A 16,340-nucleotide genomic window follows, 5' to 3' on the forward strand; every position below is an offset into this window, starting at 1 on the left:
GCGTGACTACCAGCCGGGAGATCGACAGCATCCTGCAGCGTGGCGCCGACGGTGGCCGGATCACTCCGGAGGAGGCGCTGCTGATCTACACCGACGCGCCCTTCCACGCCCTCGGTGAGGCCGCCGACGCGGTACGCCGCCGCCGGTACCCGGACAACGTCGTGACCTATCTGATCGATCGCAACATCAATTACACCAACGTCTGCGTCACGGCGTGCCGGTTCTGCGCATTCTTCCGCGCTCCCAAGCATGCCGAAGGTTGGGCCCACCCGACCGAGGAGATCCTGCGTCGCTGTGGTGAAGCGGTCGAGCTCGGCGCGACCCAGGTGATGCTGCAGGGCGGGCATCACCCTGACTTCGGTGTCGAGTACTACGAGGAACTGTTCGGCGCGGTGAAGTCCGCGTTCCCCCAGTTGGTGATCCACTCGATCGGCCCGAGCGAGATTCTGCACATGGCCAGAGTATCCGGTGTCACCCTGGACGAGGCGATTGCCCGGATCAAGGCGGCGGGTCTGGATTCGATCGCCGGGGCCGGCGCCGAAATGCTGCCGGACCGGCCGCGTCGGGCTATCGCGCCGCTCAAGGAGTCCGGTGCGCGCTGGCTCGAGGTGATGGAGTTGGCGCACCGGCACGGCATCGAGTCGACCGCGACGATGATGATGGGCACCGGGGAGACCAACGCCGAGCGGATCGAGCACCTGCGGATGATCCGGGACGTGCAGGACTCCACCGGTGGCTTCCGGGCGTTCATCCCGTGGACGTACCAGCCGGAGAACAACCACCTGAAGGGCCGTACCCAGGCGACGACCCTGGAATACCTGCGCATGATCGCGGTGTCGCGGCTCTTCTTCGACCAGGTCGCGCACCTGCAGGCTTCCTGGTTGACCACCGGCAAGGACGTCGGGCAGCTGGCCCTGCACATGGGCGTCGACGACCTGGGTTCGATCATGCTGGAGGAGAACGTGATCTCCTCCGCCGGTGCCCGGCACCGGTCGAACCTGCACGAGCTGATCTGGATGATCCGGTCGGCCGGCCGGATCCCGGCGCAGCGCGACACCGAGTACCGCCACCTCGCCGTGCACCACACCCCGGCGGACGACCCGACCGACGACCGGGTGGTGTCGCACTTCTCGTCGATCGCTCTGCCCGGTGGTGGCGCCCGCCGGGATCTTCCGCTGGTCGACGCCCACTGACGGGCACCGCCCACCGCCGGGGCATCGGCCCGCTGAGCGGCCCGCTCTCCCCTGATCGGGGGAGCCTGGTGACCGACCGGACGAGTCGACTTCATCGGTACGGCGATCACGCTCGGCCGGTTGTGGTGCGTACCGCTGTCGATGCGGCGGAGGGTGCGCGCACCTTAGGTCAGAGGGCCATAACGTGTTGATCACGAGGCGCGCGAAGCTGCGGGCCGGCCGCTAACGTCGCCGTCAACAACGTTCCGGCAGCCACCCACGCCGCGCCGACGCCCCCTGTCGGTGCTGGTCACGTCCCCCAGGGCGGGTTGCCGGAAGGGTACTCCAGCGGCCCGCGGGGGCCGTCTACATAACGCACGGCGCGTCGGGCGGGATGGTTCAACCATCCCGCCCGACGTGTGTCCGGGTGTCGGGCGTGCATTCAGTGCATTCGATGGCTACGCTACGTCGCCATGGGCTGGAAGTGGAAACTGCCAGCGGTCCGGCGTACGGCAACCGTCGCGTTCGTGGCCGCCTGGATGTGCGTCGCCGTCGGTCCGGTCGCCGGCCCGGCCGCTGCCGCCCCTGCCCCGGCCGACCCGACTCCCTCGGCAACCGTCGCCACGCCGGTCGCCGCGCCGGCCTCCCCGGACGCTGACCTGGCGGTACGGATCACCGGTGCCACGATCAACGCGCCCGGCTACAAGTCGACGGTGATCACGGTGACCAACCACGGGCCCGGTACGGCCAGCGGAATCATCCTGGATCTGAGCGAGTCGAGGGTGGACAGCGAAGCGGTCGACGCCGGCACCATCTACTTCTGTGACACCCTGCCCGGGACGATGCCGCCCTACGATCCGCCGTCGCCGGACCCGGACTTCCCCAACCGGGGCTACGACATCCCGGTGGCCGGCGAGTGCGCGTTGGACGACCTGCCGGCCGGGCGCTCGATCCGGCTCGAGACCCGGATCCGGCCGTGGATCGGTGCCGGCATGCGGATCGGTGTGCTCCGGGCGACGGTGCGCCACGACGGTCGCGACCCCGACCCGGCCAACGACAGCACGCAGGCGCCGGTGAGCATCGCCGGTTCACCGGTCACCGACGTCTACGTGCGGGCGTGGGACGTGCCGTACCTGCCCGACGACCCGGCGGCGACGGTGGCGCCGGGCGACACCACCGCGCTGCGGTACGAGGTGGGCAACGTCGGCACGGTGCCGGTGACCGGAATCACGCTCACTGTGCGCCTGCCCGAGCACGTGACCTTCGCCGAGACCCTGCCGGGCTGCCGGTATGCGGCCGACCGGGCCGAGGCCACCTGCGCGTACCCCGAGCTCGTCCTGGCCACGAGGTCGGCGCAGACCGGTTCGGCGGTGGTCTTCACCCACCCGGTCCAGGTCGGGGCGGGTGCCCCGGCCCCGGCGGTGCTTGCCGGCGGCGTCGTCACGGCGGCGATCGACGAGGTGGCCGACCCGGTGGCGCTGGCGGCGGCCGACCCGGTCGCCACGCTGGCGACCCTGCCGGCCGGCGCGGTGGCCGCGACCGCCGTGGACGTCGATCCCAGCGACAACCAGGACACGTTCACGGTGCTGACCGCGCCGCCCGGCGGCGACGGTCTGCCGGTCACCGGACCGTCGGTCGCCACCCTGGTCGGGCTCGGCCTGGTCGCGGTGCTGCTGGGGATGCTGGTGAGAGTGGTCGGGACCCGCTCCGCCGGTCGCCGCCGGTAGCTGGCAGAGTGCGAAGGTGTGAACCAGAATCCGCCTGCCGTCCGCGCCAGCCTGGACAAACAACCGGCCGAGGTCGCCGCGATGTTCGACGGCGTGGCCGGCCGTTACGACCTGACCAACACGGTGATCTCGTTCGGCCAGGACCGCCGGTGGCGTCGGGCCACCCGGGCGGCGGCAGAACTGCGCCCCGGGGACAAGGTCCTCGACGTCGGGGCGGGGACCGGGGTGTCGACCGCCGAGCTGGGCCGCGACGGAGTGTGGGCGGTCGGCTCGGACATCTCGCTGGGGATGCTGCGGGCCGGTCGCCGGGCCCGTCCGCAGGTGCCGCTGCTCGCCGGTGACGCCCTCGCCCTGCCGTTCCCGGACGCGACCTTCGACGCGGTGACGATCTCCTTCGCGTTGCGCAACGTGGTCGACACCGATGCCGCGTTGGCCGAGTTCGCCCGGGTGACCCGACCCGGTGGGCGGCTGGTGGTCTGCGAGTTCTCCCAGCCGACCAACCCGGCCTTCCGGACCGTCTACCTTTCCTACCTGATGCGGTCGTTGCCGACCGTGGCACGCGCGGTGGCGAGCAACCCGCAGGCGTACGTCTATCTGGCCGAGTCCATCCGGCAGTGGCCGGACCAGGCGGCGCTGGCCGGGCGGATCGGCGGGGCGGGTTGGCGGACGGTGCAGTGGCGCAACCTGACCGGCGGCATCGTGGCGCTGCACCGGGCTACCCGGGCGTAGCCGGTCCGGACCCGCTCGCGCGGGCGTAGCCGGTCCGGTCCGGGCGCTGCGGGCGTAGCCGGTCCGACCCGTTTCCGGCGGTGGTGTCGCGGTCCGGTTACTCCTCGGTGTCCGTCGATGGGAGGTTCCGTGTCGTCGGTCACCTGACGGGGTCGCTACCTCGCAGGGTTAGGGTCGCCTAACCGATCGCCGCCCTGTTAACGGTTCTAGACTCACCCCGAGACGGCTTGTGAAGCATTTCACGAGCGGCCCGGAGGTGAATGGGAGGTGGCTGTGAGCGACACCGAAGCCGACGTCATCGTCGTCGGCGCGGGTCCAGGAGGGTCTGCGACCGCCTACCACCTCGCCCGGCACGGCGTACGGGTGCTGCTGCTGGAGAAGACCAGCTTCCCCCGGGAGAAGGTCTGCGGTGACGGGCTCACCCCGCGTGCCGTCAAGCAGTTGATCAAGCTCGGGGTGGACACCTCGCCGGAGGCCGGCTGGCTGCACAACCGCGGCCTACGGGTGATCGGCGGCGGTATCCGGCTCGAGCTGGACTGGCCCGACCTGGCCAGCTTCCCCAACTACGGCCTGGTGCGCACCCGGCTCGACTTCGACGACCTGTTGGCCAAACGGGCGGTCGAGGCCGGCGCGCTGCTGCACACCGGCACCAACGTGGTCGCCCCGGTGCTCGACGACACCGGCCGGGCGGTCGGGGTCACCGCCGAGGTCGGCCCGGACAAGCAGCCGACGACCTTCCGGGCCCCGCTGATCGTCGCCGCCGACGGCGTCTCCGGCCGGTTCCCGCTGGCCATGGGGCTCGCCAAGCGGGAGGACCGGCCGCTGGGCGTCGCGGTCCGCCGCTACTACCGCTCCCCCCGCCACTCCGACGACTACCTGGAGTCCTGGCTGGAGCTGCGCAGCCGTGAGGGCGGCGACACACTGCTGCCCGGCTACGGCTGGATCTTCGGCATGGGCGACGGCCGGGTCAACGTCGGTCTCGGTGTGCTCAACTCGTCGTCGGCCTTCGGTAAGACCAACTACCGGCGGATGCTGACCGACTGGCTGGGCAGCACCCCGGCGGACTGGGGCCTGGCCGACGAGGCCAACGCCGACGGTCCGATTCTCGGCGCGGCGCTGCCGATGGGCTTCAACCGGGTGCCGCACTACACCCGGGGAGTCCTGCTGGTCGGCGACTCCGGCGGTATGGTCAACCCGTTCAACGGCGAGGGCATCGCGTACGCGATGGAGTCCGGTGAGCTGGCCGCCGAGGTCGCGGTGCAGGCACTGGCCCGGTCCGCCGGGGCCGACCGGGAGCGGGCGCTGGCGCAGTACCCGGCCGAGTTGAAGATCCGGTACGGCGGCTACTACCGGCTCGGCAACATCTTCGTGAAGCTGATCGGCAATCCACAGATCATGCGGATCGCCACCAAACACGGCATGCCGCATCCGACACTGATGCGGTTCGTCCTGAAACTGCTGGCGAACCTCACCGATCCACGGGGTGGGGACGCCATGGACCGGATGATCAACGCGATGACCAAGGTGGCTCCCGCCGTGTGACGCCACCACGAGCACGACCGGGCCGGCACCGGCCCACCGCAGCAACCACCGGGGCGGGCAAGGGTGCCCGACCCGGGCAGTCAACACGCTGGATCGCTGGAAACTGACCGCGGGCAGGGAAGGACGAGCAGGAGAAGACCATGTCGCTCTCGCCTTACATACCCATCGTCGGGGTGTTCGCCCTCGCCTCGGCCTTCGCGCTGTTCTCGGTGGCCGCCGCCCGGCTGGCCGGACCGCTGCGCTACAACCGGGCGAAGCTCGAAGCGTACGAGTGCGGCATCGAGCCGAGCCCGGAGCCGGTCGGCGGCGGTCGGATCCCGATCAAGTTCTATCTGACCGCGATGATGTTCATCATCTTCGACATCGAGATCATCTTCTTGATCCCGTGGGCGGTCTCGCTCGACCCGCTCGGCGCGTTCGGGTACGTCGCGGTCTCGCTGTTCATCGTCGCCGTCTCGGTCGCCTACGTGTACGAGTGGCGGCGCGGCGGGCTCGACTGGGACTGACGGAGGAACCATGGGAATCGAGGAGAAACTCCCCGCCGGCGTACTGCTCACCTCGGTGGAGAAGCTGGTCAACTGGTCCCGTAAGACCTCGGTCTGGGGGGCGACCTTCGGGCTGGCCTGCTGCGCGATCGAGATGATGGCGGCCGGTGCCCCGCACTACGACATGGGGCGTTGGGGCATGGAGGTCTTCCGGGCCTCGCCCCGGCAGGCCGACCTGATGATCGTCGCCGGCCGGGTCAGCCAGAAGATGGCCCCGGTGCTGCGGCAGATCTACGACCAGATGGCCGAGCCGCGCTGGGTGCTGTCGATGGGCGTCTGTGCCTCCAGCGGCGGCATGTTCAACAACTACGCGATCGTGCAGGGCGTCGACCACGTGGTGCCGGTCGACATGTACCTGCCGGGCTGCCCGCCGCGTCCGGAGATGCTCATCGACGCGGTCCTGAAACTGCGCGAGAAGATCGGCCACGAGCCGCTCGGACCGAACGGCCGCAAGATGCTCGAGGCCCGCCGCGCCCGCGGTGACGTGCCGGTGGTCGCCCCCGGGTCGATGCCGTCGTCGTACCGCTCCGACAAGACCCGCCGGGCCGAGTGGGAGCAGGCCGTCCGCGAGGGCCGCGAGGAGCAGCTGCGGATCGAGAACTGGATGAAAGCCGAGAACCACCTGCACGTCCGGGAGCGGCTGAAGTGATGTCCGCGTCGACCAGCGAAAGGACGATCCAGTGACGGGGCCGACCAACGCGCCGAGCGAGCAGCCCGGTGGCGGCGTACCCGCCGCCGCGCCGCCGGTCGGGGCGACCAGCGGCGCGCCGGCCGAGTACCCGCCGGCAAGTCCGGCCGGGCGTGGCATGTTCGGCATCCAGGGTTCCGGCGACACCTCCGGCTTCGGCGGCCTGGTCCGCCGCCGGTCCTCCGTGGCCGGCAGCGAGCGGCCGTACGGCGGCTACTTCGACGAGGTCTGCGACGCGCTGGAGGAGGCCTACCCGGCGTTCGCCGACGCGATCGAGAAGGTCGTCGTCGACCGGGGCGAGCTGACCCTGCACATCAAGCCGGAGCGCATCGCCGAGGTGTGCCGGGTGATGCGCGACGACGAGTCGCTGCGTTTCGAGCTCTGCTCCTCCGTCTCCGGAGTGGACTACCTCGGTGCCGACGAGCGTCGACTGCACGTCGTCTACCAGCTGACCTCGATGACGTACCGCCGTCGGGTCCGGCTGGAAGCGGCGGTCAGCGCCGAGGACCCGCACCTGCCCAGCGTCACCGCCGTCTACCCGACCGCCGACTGGCAGGAGCGGGAGACGTACGACATGTTCGGGGTGGTCTTCGACGGCCACCCGGCGCTGACCCGGATCCTGATGCCGGACGACTGGGAGGGCCACCCGCAGCGCAAGGACTACCCGCTGGGCGGTGTCCCGGTGGAGTACAAGGGCGCCGAGATCCCACCGCCGGACAAGCGGAGGAGCTACCAATGACCGCCGGATACGCAACCGAGCGCGACACCGACGAGGGCAAGGTCTTCACCGTCACCGGTGGGGACTGGGACACCGTGGTCGGCGGCACCGACCCGCTCACCGACGAGCGGATCATCGTCAACATGGGTCCGCAGCACCCGTCCACCCACGGCGTACTGCGCCTGGTGCTGGAGCTGGAGGGTGAGACGGTCCGGGAGGCCCGGACGGTCGTCGGCTACCTGCACACCGGGATCGAGAAGAACCTCGAGTACCGCAACTGGGTGCAGGGCACCACCTTCGTCACCCGGATGGACTACCTGGCGCCGATCTTCAACGAGACGGCGTACAGCCTCGCGGTCGAGAAGCTGCTGGGGATCACCGACGACATCACCGACCGGGCGAACACCATCCGGGTGCTGATGATGGAGCTCAACCGGATCTCCTCGCACCTGATCTGGCTGGGCACCACCGGTCTGGAGCTCGGCGCGATCTCGATCATGCTGTACTGCTTCCGGGAGCGCGAGTACATCCTGGAGATCTTCGAACTGGTCTCCGGGCTGCGGATGAACATGGCCTACGTCCGTCCCGGCGGGGTCGCCCAGGACATCCCGGACGAGGCGATCACCAAGATCCGCGAGTTCCTGAAGATGATGCCGAAGCGGCTCAAGGAGTACGAGGACCTGCTCTCCGGGCAGCCGATCTGGCTGGAGCGGACGCAGAACGTCGCGGTGCTCGACGTCACCGGCTGCCTGGCGCTGGGCATCACCGGTCCGGTGCTGCGCTCGGCCGGGCTCGCCTGGGACCTGCGCAAGACCATGCCGTACTGCGGCTACGAGAACTACGAGTTCGACGTACCGACCACGCCGACCGCCGACGTCTGGGGCCGCTACCTGGTCCGGATGGCCGAGATGCGGGAGTCGCTGAAGATCGTCGAGCAGGCGCTGGACCGGCTCGAGCCCGGCCCGATCATGGTGGCCGACAAGAAGATCGCCTGGCCGGCGCAGCTGGCCATCGGCGTCGACGGCATGGGCAACTCGCTGGAGCACGTCGCCAAGATCATGGGTCAGTCGATGGAGTCGCTGATCCACCACTTCAAGCTGGTGACCGAGGGCTTCCGGGTGCCACCCGGCCAGGTGTACGTCGGCATCGAGTCACCCCGGGGCGAGCTGGGCGTACACGCCGTCTCCGACGGCGGGACCCGCCCGTACCGGGTGCACTACCGCGAACCGAGCTTCGTCAACCTTCAGGCGATCCCGGCCATGGCCGAAGGCGGGCTGCTCGCCGACGTGATCGCCGGGGGCGCCTCGTTGGACCCCGTGATGGGTGGGTGTGACCGCTGATGGGCTTCAGTCAGGAAACGCACGACCGGGCCCGGGAGATCATCGCCCGGTATCCGGCGGACCGGTCCCGCTCGGCGCTGCTGCCGCTGCTGCACCTGGTGCAGTCCGAGGACGGCTACGTCTCGCCGGCCGGCGTCGAGTTCTGCGCCGAGCAGCTGGGGATCAACAAGGCCCAGGTCAGCGCGGTCGCCACCTTCTACACGATGTACAAGCGCCGGCCCACCGGTGACTGGCTGGTCAGCGTCTGCACCAACACCATGTGCGACGTGCTCGGCGGGCAGCGGGTCTACGACGCGCTCAGCGAGCACCTCGGTGTCGGGCACGAGGAGACCACCGCCGACGGCACGGTCACCCTGGAACACGCCGAATGCCTGGCCGCCTGCGACTACGGCCCGGTGATGACGGTCAACTACGACTTCTTCGACAAGGTCGACCCGGACATCGCGCTCGGGGTCGTCGAGGAGTTGCGCGCCGGCGGCCGGCCGACCCCCACCCGGGGTGCCCGGCTGTGCACCCTGAAGGAGATGTCGCTGCAGCTCGCCGGCTTCTCCGACACCCGCGAGGGTGCGGTCGCCGACGGACCGGCCGGCGACGCCACCCTGCGCGGGCTGCGGCTGGCCCAGCAGCACGGCATCGCCGTCGCCGGCTTCGACCCGAACACCCCGATCACCGGCGACGCGCCGGAGCCGGCGGCCAGCCGGCCGGCACCGGCCGCGACCGGCAGCACCGCTCCGGACGTCAAGGCCCCGCAGGCCAAGTCGCCGGAGATCCGGGCCGCCGAGACCCGCGCGCCGGACGCGAAGACGCCGGCGCCGGACGCGCCCGGCACCACCGTGCCGGCCGACCGGGCCGAGCCGGACAGCGACGCCGAGGCCGCCGAGGCGGCCGGCACCGCCGCCAACCCGCCGGCCGGCGACGCCAAACCGGCCGGTGACAGCCCGCAGCCGCAGCGTGAGGCGCTGCGGGACGCGCGCAGCGAGGAGGGCACGGCATGACCGAGCCGCGACGGGAGACCCTGGAGAAGCTGACGCCGGTGCTGACCAAGCGCTGGCTGTCGCCGGACGCCTGGAAGATCGACGTCTACGAGCAGCTCGACGGCTACGCGGCCCTGCGCAAGGTGCTCGCCGGTACGCCGAGCGGCCGGGGCCGCGCCAGTGACCCGGTGCACCCGGACGACCTGATCAAACTGATCAAGGACTCCGGGCTGCGTGGTCGCGGCGGGGCCGGGTTCCCCACCGGGCTGAAGTGGGGCTTCATCCCGCAGGGCGACGGCAAGCCGCACTACCTGGTGGTCAACGCCGACGAGGGCGAGCCGGGCACCTGCAAGGACCTCCCGCTGATGATGTACGACCCGCACTCGCTGGTCGAAGGCGTCATCATCGCCTCGTACGCGATCCGGGCCAGCCGCGCCTTCATCTACATCCGGGGCGAGGCGGTGCACGCCGCCCGGCGGCTGCGTAACGCCGTCGACGAGGCGTACCGGGCCGGCTACCTCGGCACCGACATCCTCGGCTCCGGCTTCGACCTGGACCTGGTGGTACACAGCGGTGCCGGCGCGTACATCTGCGGCGAGGAGACCGCGCTGCTGGACTCCCTCGAAGGTTTCCGGGGCCAGCCCCGGTTGCGGCCACCGTTCCCGGCCACCCACGGCCTGTACGCCTGCCCGACCGTGGTCAACAACGTCGGCACCATCGCCAGCGTGCCGTACATCGTGCTCGGCGGCGCCAACTGGTGGAAGTCCATGGGTACGGAGAAGTCGTCCGGCCCGATGATCTACTCGCTCTCCGGCCGGATCGCCAACCCCGGCCAGTACGAGTGCTCGATGGGCATCACCCTGCGCGAGCTGATCGAGCTGGCCGGCGGCATGCAACCCGGGCACGAGCTGCGGTTCTGGACCCCCGGTGGGTCGTCCACCCCGCTGCTGACCGCCGAGCACCTGGACGTGCCACTCGACTTCGAAGGGGTGGCCGCGGCCGGGTCGATCCTCGGTACCACCGCCACCCAGATCTTCTCCGACCAGGACTGCCCGGTGTACGCGACCTACCGGTGGCTGGAGTTCTACCACCACGAGTCGTGCGGCAAGTGCACCCCGTGCCGCGAGGGCAACTACTGGATGGTGCGGGTCTACCGGCGGATCCTGGCCGGTCAGGGCACCCACGAGGACCTCGACACCCTGCTCGACACCTGCGACAACATCCTCGGCCGGTCGTTCTGCGGCCTCGGTGACGGTGCGACCAGCTCGGTGACCTCCTCGCTGAAGTACTTCAAGCAGGACTACCTCGACTACATCGAGGGCCGCACGGCGCCGAAGCTGTCGGAGAAAGCATTGGTAGGTGCGCACTGATGAGCGACGTAGCCAAGACCACCGAGACGGTGACGTTGACCATCGACGGCGTCGAGGTCACCGCGCCCAAGGGGGCGCTGCTGATCCGGGTGGCCGAGAAGCTGGGCATCGAGATCCCCCGGTTCTGTGACCACCCGCTGCTCGCCCCGGCCGGTGCCTGCCGGCAGTGTCTGGTCGACGTCGAGGGCCAGCGCAAGCCGGTCGCCTCGTGCACCCAGACCGTCGCCGAGGGCATGGTGGTCCGCACCCAGCTCACCTCCGAGGTGGCCAAGAAGGCCCAGCAGGGGGTCATGGAGCTGCTGCTGGTCAACCACCCGCTGGACTGCCCGATGTGCGACAAGGGCGGTGAGTGCCCGCTGCAGAACCAGGCGATGTCCACCGGTCGGCCGGACTCCCGCTTCCACGAGCACAAGCGGGAGTACCCCAAGCCGGTCGAGATCTCCAGCCAGGTGCTGCTGGACCGGGAACGCTGCGTACTGTGCCAACGCTGCACCCGGTTCTCCGAGGAGATCGCCGGTGACACGTTCATCGACCTGATGGACCGCTCCTCCGGCGAGCAGATCAACGTCTACCGCGACGAGGCGTTCGGCGCCGACCCGGCGGTCGACGGCGAGGCCGGTGCCGGCGACGAGCCGTTCAACTCCTACTTCTCCGGCAACACCGTGCAGATCTGCCCGGTCGGCGCCCTCACCGGCGCCCAGTACCGGTTCCGGGCCCGCCCGTTCGACCTGGTGTCCACGCCGAGCGTCTGCGAGCACTGCTCGGCCGGCTGCGCCCAGCGCACCGACCACCGGCGCGGCAAGGTGATGCGCCGGCTGGCCGGCGACGACCCGGCCGTCAACGAGGAATGGAACTGCGACAAGGGCCGGTGGGGTTTCCGCTACGCCACCGCCACCGACCGGCTGACCACCCCGCTGGTGCGCGACGCCGACAGCGGTGAGCTGCGCGAAGCGTCCTGGAGCGAGGCCCTGGCGGTCGCCGCCGACGGGCTGCGCAAGGCCCGCGACGGCGCGTACGGCGTCGGGGTGCTCACCGGCGGCCGGCTCACCGTCGAGGACGCCTACGCCTACGCGAAGTTCGCCCGGGTGGCGCTGCGTACCAACGACATCGACTTCCGGGCCCGGCCGATCGCCGGTGCCGCCGGCTCCACCGAGGAGGCCGAGTTCCTGGCCGCCCGGGTCGCCGGCAGCGCCGAGGTGACCTACGCCGACGTCGAGCAGGCCCCGGTGGTGGTGCTCGCCGGGCTGGAACCGGAGGAGGAGTGCCCGATCCTCTTCCTGCGGCTGCGTAAGGCGTACACCAAGAAGGGCCTGCGGGTGGTGGCGCTCGCGCCGTACCTGAGCCGGGGCCTGGAGAAGCTCGGCGCCACGCTGGTGCCGACCGTGCCCGGCGACGAGGCGCGGCTGCTCACCGAGGATGCCACGGTCACCGAGGCACTCGCCCGCTCCGGCGCGATCCTGATCGTCGGCGAGCGGCTGGCCGGCGTACCCGGCGGGTTGTCGGCCGCCGGCGCGGTCGCCGACCGGGCCGGCGCGAAGCTTGCCTGGGTGCCCCGCCGGGCCGGTGACAGGGGCGCGGTCGACGCCGGCTGCCTGCCGAACCTGCTGCCCGGTGGCCGCCCGGTCGCCGACGCGGCGGCCCGCGCCGAGCTCACTGGAGCCTGGGACATCGGGGCCGGGATCATCCCGGCCGAGCCGGGCCGCGACGTCGACGCGATCGTCGCGGCGACCGCCGCCGGCAAGATCGGCGCGCTGGTCGTCGCCGGCGTCGACCCGGCCGACCTGACCGATCCGCGGCTGGCCGAGCAGGCCCTGGACGAGGTGCCGTTCCTGGTCAGCCTGGAGATCCGGCACAGCGCGGTGACCCGCCGCGCCGACGTGGTCTTCCCGGTCGCCCCGGTGGTGGAGAAGGCCGGCAGCTTCGTCGACTGGGAAGGCCGGCTGCGCACCTTCGGGGTGGTGCTGGAGACGACCGCGATGCCCGACGCGCGGGTGCTCGACGCGCTCGCCGCCCAACTCGGCGTCACCCTCGGCACCGGCGAGGTCAACCTGATCCGCCGGGAGCTTGGCGCGCTGCCGGCGACCAAGGCCCAGCGGCCCGGTCTGCCGCTGGTCGACCCGGTCGCGGTGGCGGCACCGGGAGCCGGCGAAGCGGTCCTGGCCACCTGGCACCACCTGATCGACCTCGGCACCCTCACCGACGGCGACACCCACCTGGGTGGCACGGCGCGGCGGCCGGTGGTCCGGCTCGGCAAGGCGCTGGCCGGCGCGCTCGACGTCGCCGACGGCGACCCGGTCACCGTCGGCACCGACCGGGGCGCGGTCACCCTGCCGGCGGCGGTCACCGACGGGCTGCCCGACGGGGTGGTCTGGCTGCCGACGAACTCGCCCGGCTCCACCGTGCGCCGCAGCCTCGGCGTGGCCGGCGGAGCGGTGGTCCGGGTCGGCGCGGCCGCCGGCCCGACCGGCGACAGCACGGCCGCCGGTGGTGCGGTCGGCGGCAACGGCGCGACGAACCTCAACGTAGGGGGTCTGCGGTGAACCCAGTGGCACAGGATCCCACCCTGGCCGACTTCGGGCTGGACCCGTGGTGGCTGATCCTGATCAAGGTGGTCTTCGCCTTCGTGTTCGGCCTGGTCGGCACGCTGCTCGGCGTCTGGTTCGAGCGGCGGGTCGTCGGCCGGATGCAGGTGCGGCCCGGCCCGAACCAGGCCGGTCCGTTCGGTCTGCTGCAGACCCTGGCGGACGGCCTGAAGATGGCCTTCAAGGAGGACATCCTGCCGAAGGCCTCCGACAAGGTGGTCTACTTCTTCGCCCCGACGATCTCGGTGATCTGCGCGGTGACCGCGCTGTCGGTGATCCCGTTCGGGCCGATGGTGAGCATCTTCGGCACCCGGACCCCGCTGCAGGTAACCGACGTGCCGGTGGCGGTGCTGGTGCTGCTGGCCTGCTCGTCGATGGGCGTGTACGGCCTGGTGCTCGGCGGCTGGGCGTCCGGGTCGACGTACCCGCTGCTCGGCGGCCTGCGCTCGACGGCGCAGGTGATCTCCTACGAGATCGCACTCGGGCTGTCGGTGGTCGGCGTGTTCATGACCGCCGGCACGATGTCGACCAGCGGCATCGTCGCCGCCCAGTCGGGCGGTGACCGGGTCACCTCGATCGCTGGCTTCGACCTGTACGCGCCGGGCTGGTACGCGATCCTGCTGCTGCCCAGCTTCATCATCTTCTTCATCGCGGCGGTCGCCGAGACCAACCGGGCACCGTTCGACCTGCCCGAGGCCGAGTCCGAGCTGGTCGCCGGCTACATGACCGAGTACAGCTCGCTGAAGTTCGCGCTGTTCATGCTCTCCGAGTACGTCGCCATGGTGACCATGTCGGCGGTGACGGTGACGCTGTTCCTCGGCGGCTGGCGGGCACCCTGGCCGATCAGCATCTGGGACGGGGCCAACTCCGGCTGGTGGCCGATGCTCTGGTTCATGGGCAAGGTCATCGCGCTGGTGTTCGTCTTCGTCTGGCTGCGCGGCACCCTGCCCCGGTTGCGCTACGACCAGTTCATGCGGTTCGGCTGGAAGGTACTGCTGCCGATCAACCTGCTCTGGATCCTGGCGCTCGGCGGTATCCGGGTGACCAGCGGCTGGGAGCGCAACGACCGGCTGGTCGCGATCGGCATCCCGGTCGCGATCCTGCTGGCCGTGGTGATCTTCTGGCCGAGCCGCAGGCAACAGCCGACGCCGACCCTGCAGGAGCAGGTCGACACCCGTCCGCCGGGCAGCTTCCCGCTGCCCCCGATGGACCTGCAGGTCCCGCCCAGCCCCCGGGCCAAGCGGGCGGTAGCCGAACGGGAACCGGCCCAGGTCGGTCCCGCCGCCGACGACAAGGAGGTGTGACGTGGGCGCGATCACGGGAACGTTCAAGGGGTTCGGGGTCACCTTCTCCCACATGTTCCGCAAGGTGGTCACCACCGACTACCCGTTCAAGCCGCCGGTGTCCGCGCCGCGTTACCACGGCCGGCACATTCTCAACCGGCACCCGGACGGGCTGGAGAAGTGCATCGGCTGTGAGCTGTGCGCGTGGGCCTGCCCGGCGGACGCGATCTACGTCGAGGGCGGCGACAACACCGAGGAACAGCGGTTCTCCCCGGGTGAGCGGTACGCCAGCACGTACCAGATCAACTACGCCCGGTGCATCTTCTGTGGGCTGTGCATCGAGGCCTGCCCGACCCGCTCGTTGACCATGAGTAACGAGTACGAGCTGGCCCGCGACTCCCGGCAGGACCTGATCTTCACCAAGGAGCAGCTGCTGGCGCCGCTGCTGCCGGGCATGGAGCAGCCGCCGCACCCGATGCGGCTGGGCGACAGCGAGAAGGACTACTACGTCGGGGCGCTGACCAACCCCGGTACGTCGGCCGGTGCGGAACGGGCGCCCTGGTCGGAGCAGGGCACCGAGGACGGCTCGGGGACGACGACGGGAGAGGCCAAGCCATGACCGAGGTCCTCGCAGCGGAGGTCTCCACTGGAGAGGCGGTGACCTTCTGGATCCTGGCTCCGCTCGCGCTGCTCGGCGCGATCGGCATGGTGTGGGCCCGCAACGCGGTGCACTCCGCGCTCTGGCTGGTCCTGACCATGCTCTGCCTCGGCGTCTTCTACGTCGTGCAGGGCGGGCCGTTCATCGGCCTGGTGCAGATCATCGTCTACACCGGCGCCATCATGATGCTGTTCCTGTTCGTGCTGATGCTGGTCGGCCGGGACGCCTCGGACTCGCTGATCGAGACCCTGCGCGGGCAGCGGGTCGCCGCCGTCGTGCTCGGCGTCGGCTTCGCCGCGCTGGTCGGCACCGGGCTGTATCGGGGCCTGGGCGGGGTGCAGGCGGTCGGTCTGGAGCAGGCCAACGCGGACGGCAACGTCCAGGGCATCGCCGCTCTGCTGTTCACCCGCTACCTGGTCGCCTTCGAGGTGACCGCCGCTCTGCTGACCACCGCCGCGATCGGCGCGCTGATCCTGGCGCACATCGAGAAGCGCAAGGAGGAGCGGCGCGGTCAGCCGGAGATGATGCGGCAACGGTTCGCGCCGGGCAACTACCCGGGCCCGAAGCCGGGGCCGGGTGTCTACGCCACCTCCACCTCGGTCGCCACGCCGGGCCGGCTGCCCGACGGCACGCTCACCGAGCGGAGCATCCCGGCGATCCTGCCGACGCGTGAACTTTCGCCGAGCGAGGCCGCCCCGAAGGGGACTGACAAATGACTCCGGACAACTACCTGATCCTGTCGGCGGTGCTGTTCACCATCGGCGCGGTCGGCGTGCTGGTCCGCCGAAACGCGATCGTGCTGTTCATGTGCATCGAGCTGATGCTCAATGCGGCGAACCTGGCGCTGGTCACCTTCAGCCGGATCAACGGTGACCTCAACGGCCAGATCATCGCCTTCTTCGTGATGGTCGTGGCGGCCGCCGAGGTGGTCGTGGGGCTCGCCATCATCACGACCATCTTCCGGACTCGACGCTCGGCGAGCGTCGACGACGCCAACCTGCTGAAGTACTAA

The 16,340-nt window shown here is 70.6% G+C and carries 15 protein-coding genes; all 15 read left to right on the forward strand.

Features of this window, described 5'->3' with window-relative positions; genetic code table 11:
- The first annotated feature begins 2 nt into the window (after positions 1–2).
- The 15 genes from mqnC to nuoK all read left to right on the forward strand — a co-directional run bounded on the left by mqnC (position 3) and on the right by nuoK (position 16,340).
- Positions 3–1,193, forward strand: coding sequence for a cyclic dehypoxanthinyl futalosine synthase (mqnC, locus tag ACN28F_RS17760; RefSeq protein WP_289209047.1), 1,191 nt, complete (start codon positions 3–5; stop codon positions 1,191–1,193).
- Between the two features lie 452 nt (positions 1,194–1,645).
- Complete coding sequence (locus ACN28F_RS17765; protein WP_421358744.1) at positions 1,646–2,899, forward strand: hypothetical protein; 1,254 nt, start codon at positions 1,646–1,648, stop codon at positions 2,897–2,899.
- 18 nt (positions 2,900–2,917) lie between these two features.
- Positions 2,918–3,628: a demethylmenaquinone methyltransferase gene (locus ACN28F_RS17770; protein ID WP_421358746.1), complete on the forward strand. Its 711-nt coding sequence runs from the start codon at positions 2,918–2,920 to the stop codon at positions 3,626–3,628.
- Positions 3,629–3,901: 273 nt separating this feature from the next.
- Entirely contained in the window at positions 3,902–5,170 is a 1,269-nt protein-coding gene (locus tag ACN28F_RS17775) for a geranylgeranyl reductase family protein (protein ID WP_289209050.1), read from the forward strand.
- 140 nt (positions 5,171–5,310) lie between these two features.
- Positions 5,311–5,676, forward strand: coding sequence for an NADH-quinone oxidoreductase subunit A (locus ACN28F_RS17780; protein WP_123607118.1), 366 nt, complete (start codon positions 5,311–5,313; stop codon positions 5,674–5,676).
- Between the two features lie 10 nt (positions 5,677–5,686).
- Positions 5,687–6,364: a NuoB/complex I 20 kDa subunit family protein gene (locus ACN28F_RS17785; protein WP_289209051.1), complete on the forward strand. Its 678-nt coding sequence runs from the start codon at positions 5,687–5,689 to the stop codon at positions 6,362–6,364.
- Between the two features lie 31 nt (positions 6,365–6,395).
- A complete protein-coding gene (locus ACN28F_RS17790; protein ID WP_421358749.1) occupies positions 6,396–7,142 on the forward strand; it encodes an NADH-quinone oxidoreductase subunit C in 747 nt (248 codons plus the stop codon).
- Positions 7,139–8,461, forward strand: a complete 1,323-nt coding sequence (locus ACN28F_RS17795; protein ID WP_289209053.1) for an NADH-quinone oxidoreductase subunit D — start codon at positions 7,139–7,141, stop codon at positions 8,459–8,461. Before ACN28F_RS17790 ends, ACN28F_RS17795 begins: the two co-directional genes overlap by 4 nt.
- A complete protein-coding gene (nuoE, locus tag ACN28F_RS17800; RefSeq protein ID WP_289210802.1) occupies positions 8,458–9,456 on the forward strand; it encodes an NADH-quinone oxidoreductase subunit NuoE in 999 nt (332 codons plus the stop codon). The genes ACN28F_RS17795 and nuoE overlap by 4 nt, the downstream gene beginning before the upstream one ends.
- Positions 9,453–10,805 (forward strand): NADH-quinone oxidoreductase subunit NuoF, encoded by a 1,353-nt coding sequence (gene nuoF / locus ACN28F_RS17805; RefSeq protein ID WP_289209054.1) that lies wholly within the window; start codon positions 9,453–9,455, stop codon positions 10,803–10,805. Before nuoE ends, nuoF begins: the two co-directional genes overlap by 4 nt.
- Positions 10,805–13,345 (forward strand): NADH-quinone oxidoreductase subunit G, encoded by a 2,541-nt coding sequence (locus ACN28F_RS17810; RefSeq protein ID WP_421358751.1) that lies wholly within the window; start codon positions 10,805–10,807, stop codon positions 13,343–13,345. Before nuoF ends, ACN28F_RS17810 begins: the two co-directional genes overlap by 1 nt.
- The gene (nuoH, locus tag ACN28F_RS17815) at positions 13,342–14,691 is read left to right on the forward strand and encodes an NADH-quinone oxidoreductase subunit NuoH (RefSeq protein WP_289209056.1); all 1,350 of its coding nucleotides are present in this window, start codon (positions 13,342–13,344) and stop codon (positions 14,689–14,691) included. Before ACN28F_RS17810 ends, nuoH begins: the two co-directional genes overlap by 4 nt.
- 1 nt (position 14,692) lies before the next feature.
- The gene (gene nuoI, locus ACN28F_RS17820; protein WP_353850503.1) at positions 14,693–15,289 is read left to right on the forward strand and encodes an NADH-quinone oxidoreductase subunit NuoI; all 597 of its coding nucleotides are present in this window, start codon (positions 14,693–14,695) and stop codon (positions 15,287–15,289) included.
- Positions 15,286–16,044, forward strand: a complete 759-nt coding sequence (locus tag ACN28F_RS17825) for an NADH-quinone oxidoreductase subunit J (protein ID WP_289209057.1) — start codon at positions 15,286–15,288, stop codon at positions 16,042–16,044. Before nuoI ends, ACN28F_RS17825 begins: the two co-directional genes overlap by 4 nt.
- Positions 16,041–16,340, forward strand: a complete 300-nt coding sequence (gene nuoK / locus ACN28F_RS17830) for an NADH-quinone oxidoreductase subunit NuoK (RefSeq protein ID WP_289209058.1) — start codon at positions 16,041–16,043, stop codon at positions 16,338–16,340. Before ACN28F_RS17825 ends, nuoK begins: the two co-directional genes overlap by 4 nt.

This window comes from Solwaraspora sp. WMMA2101, assembly GCF_049179175.1.
Classification (GTDB): Bacteria; Actinomycetota; Actinomycetes; order Mycobacteriales; family Micromonosporaceae; genus Micromonospora_E.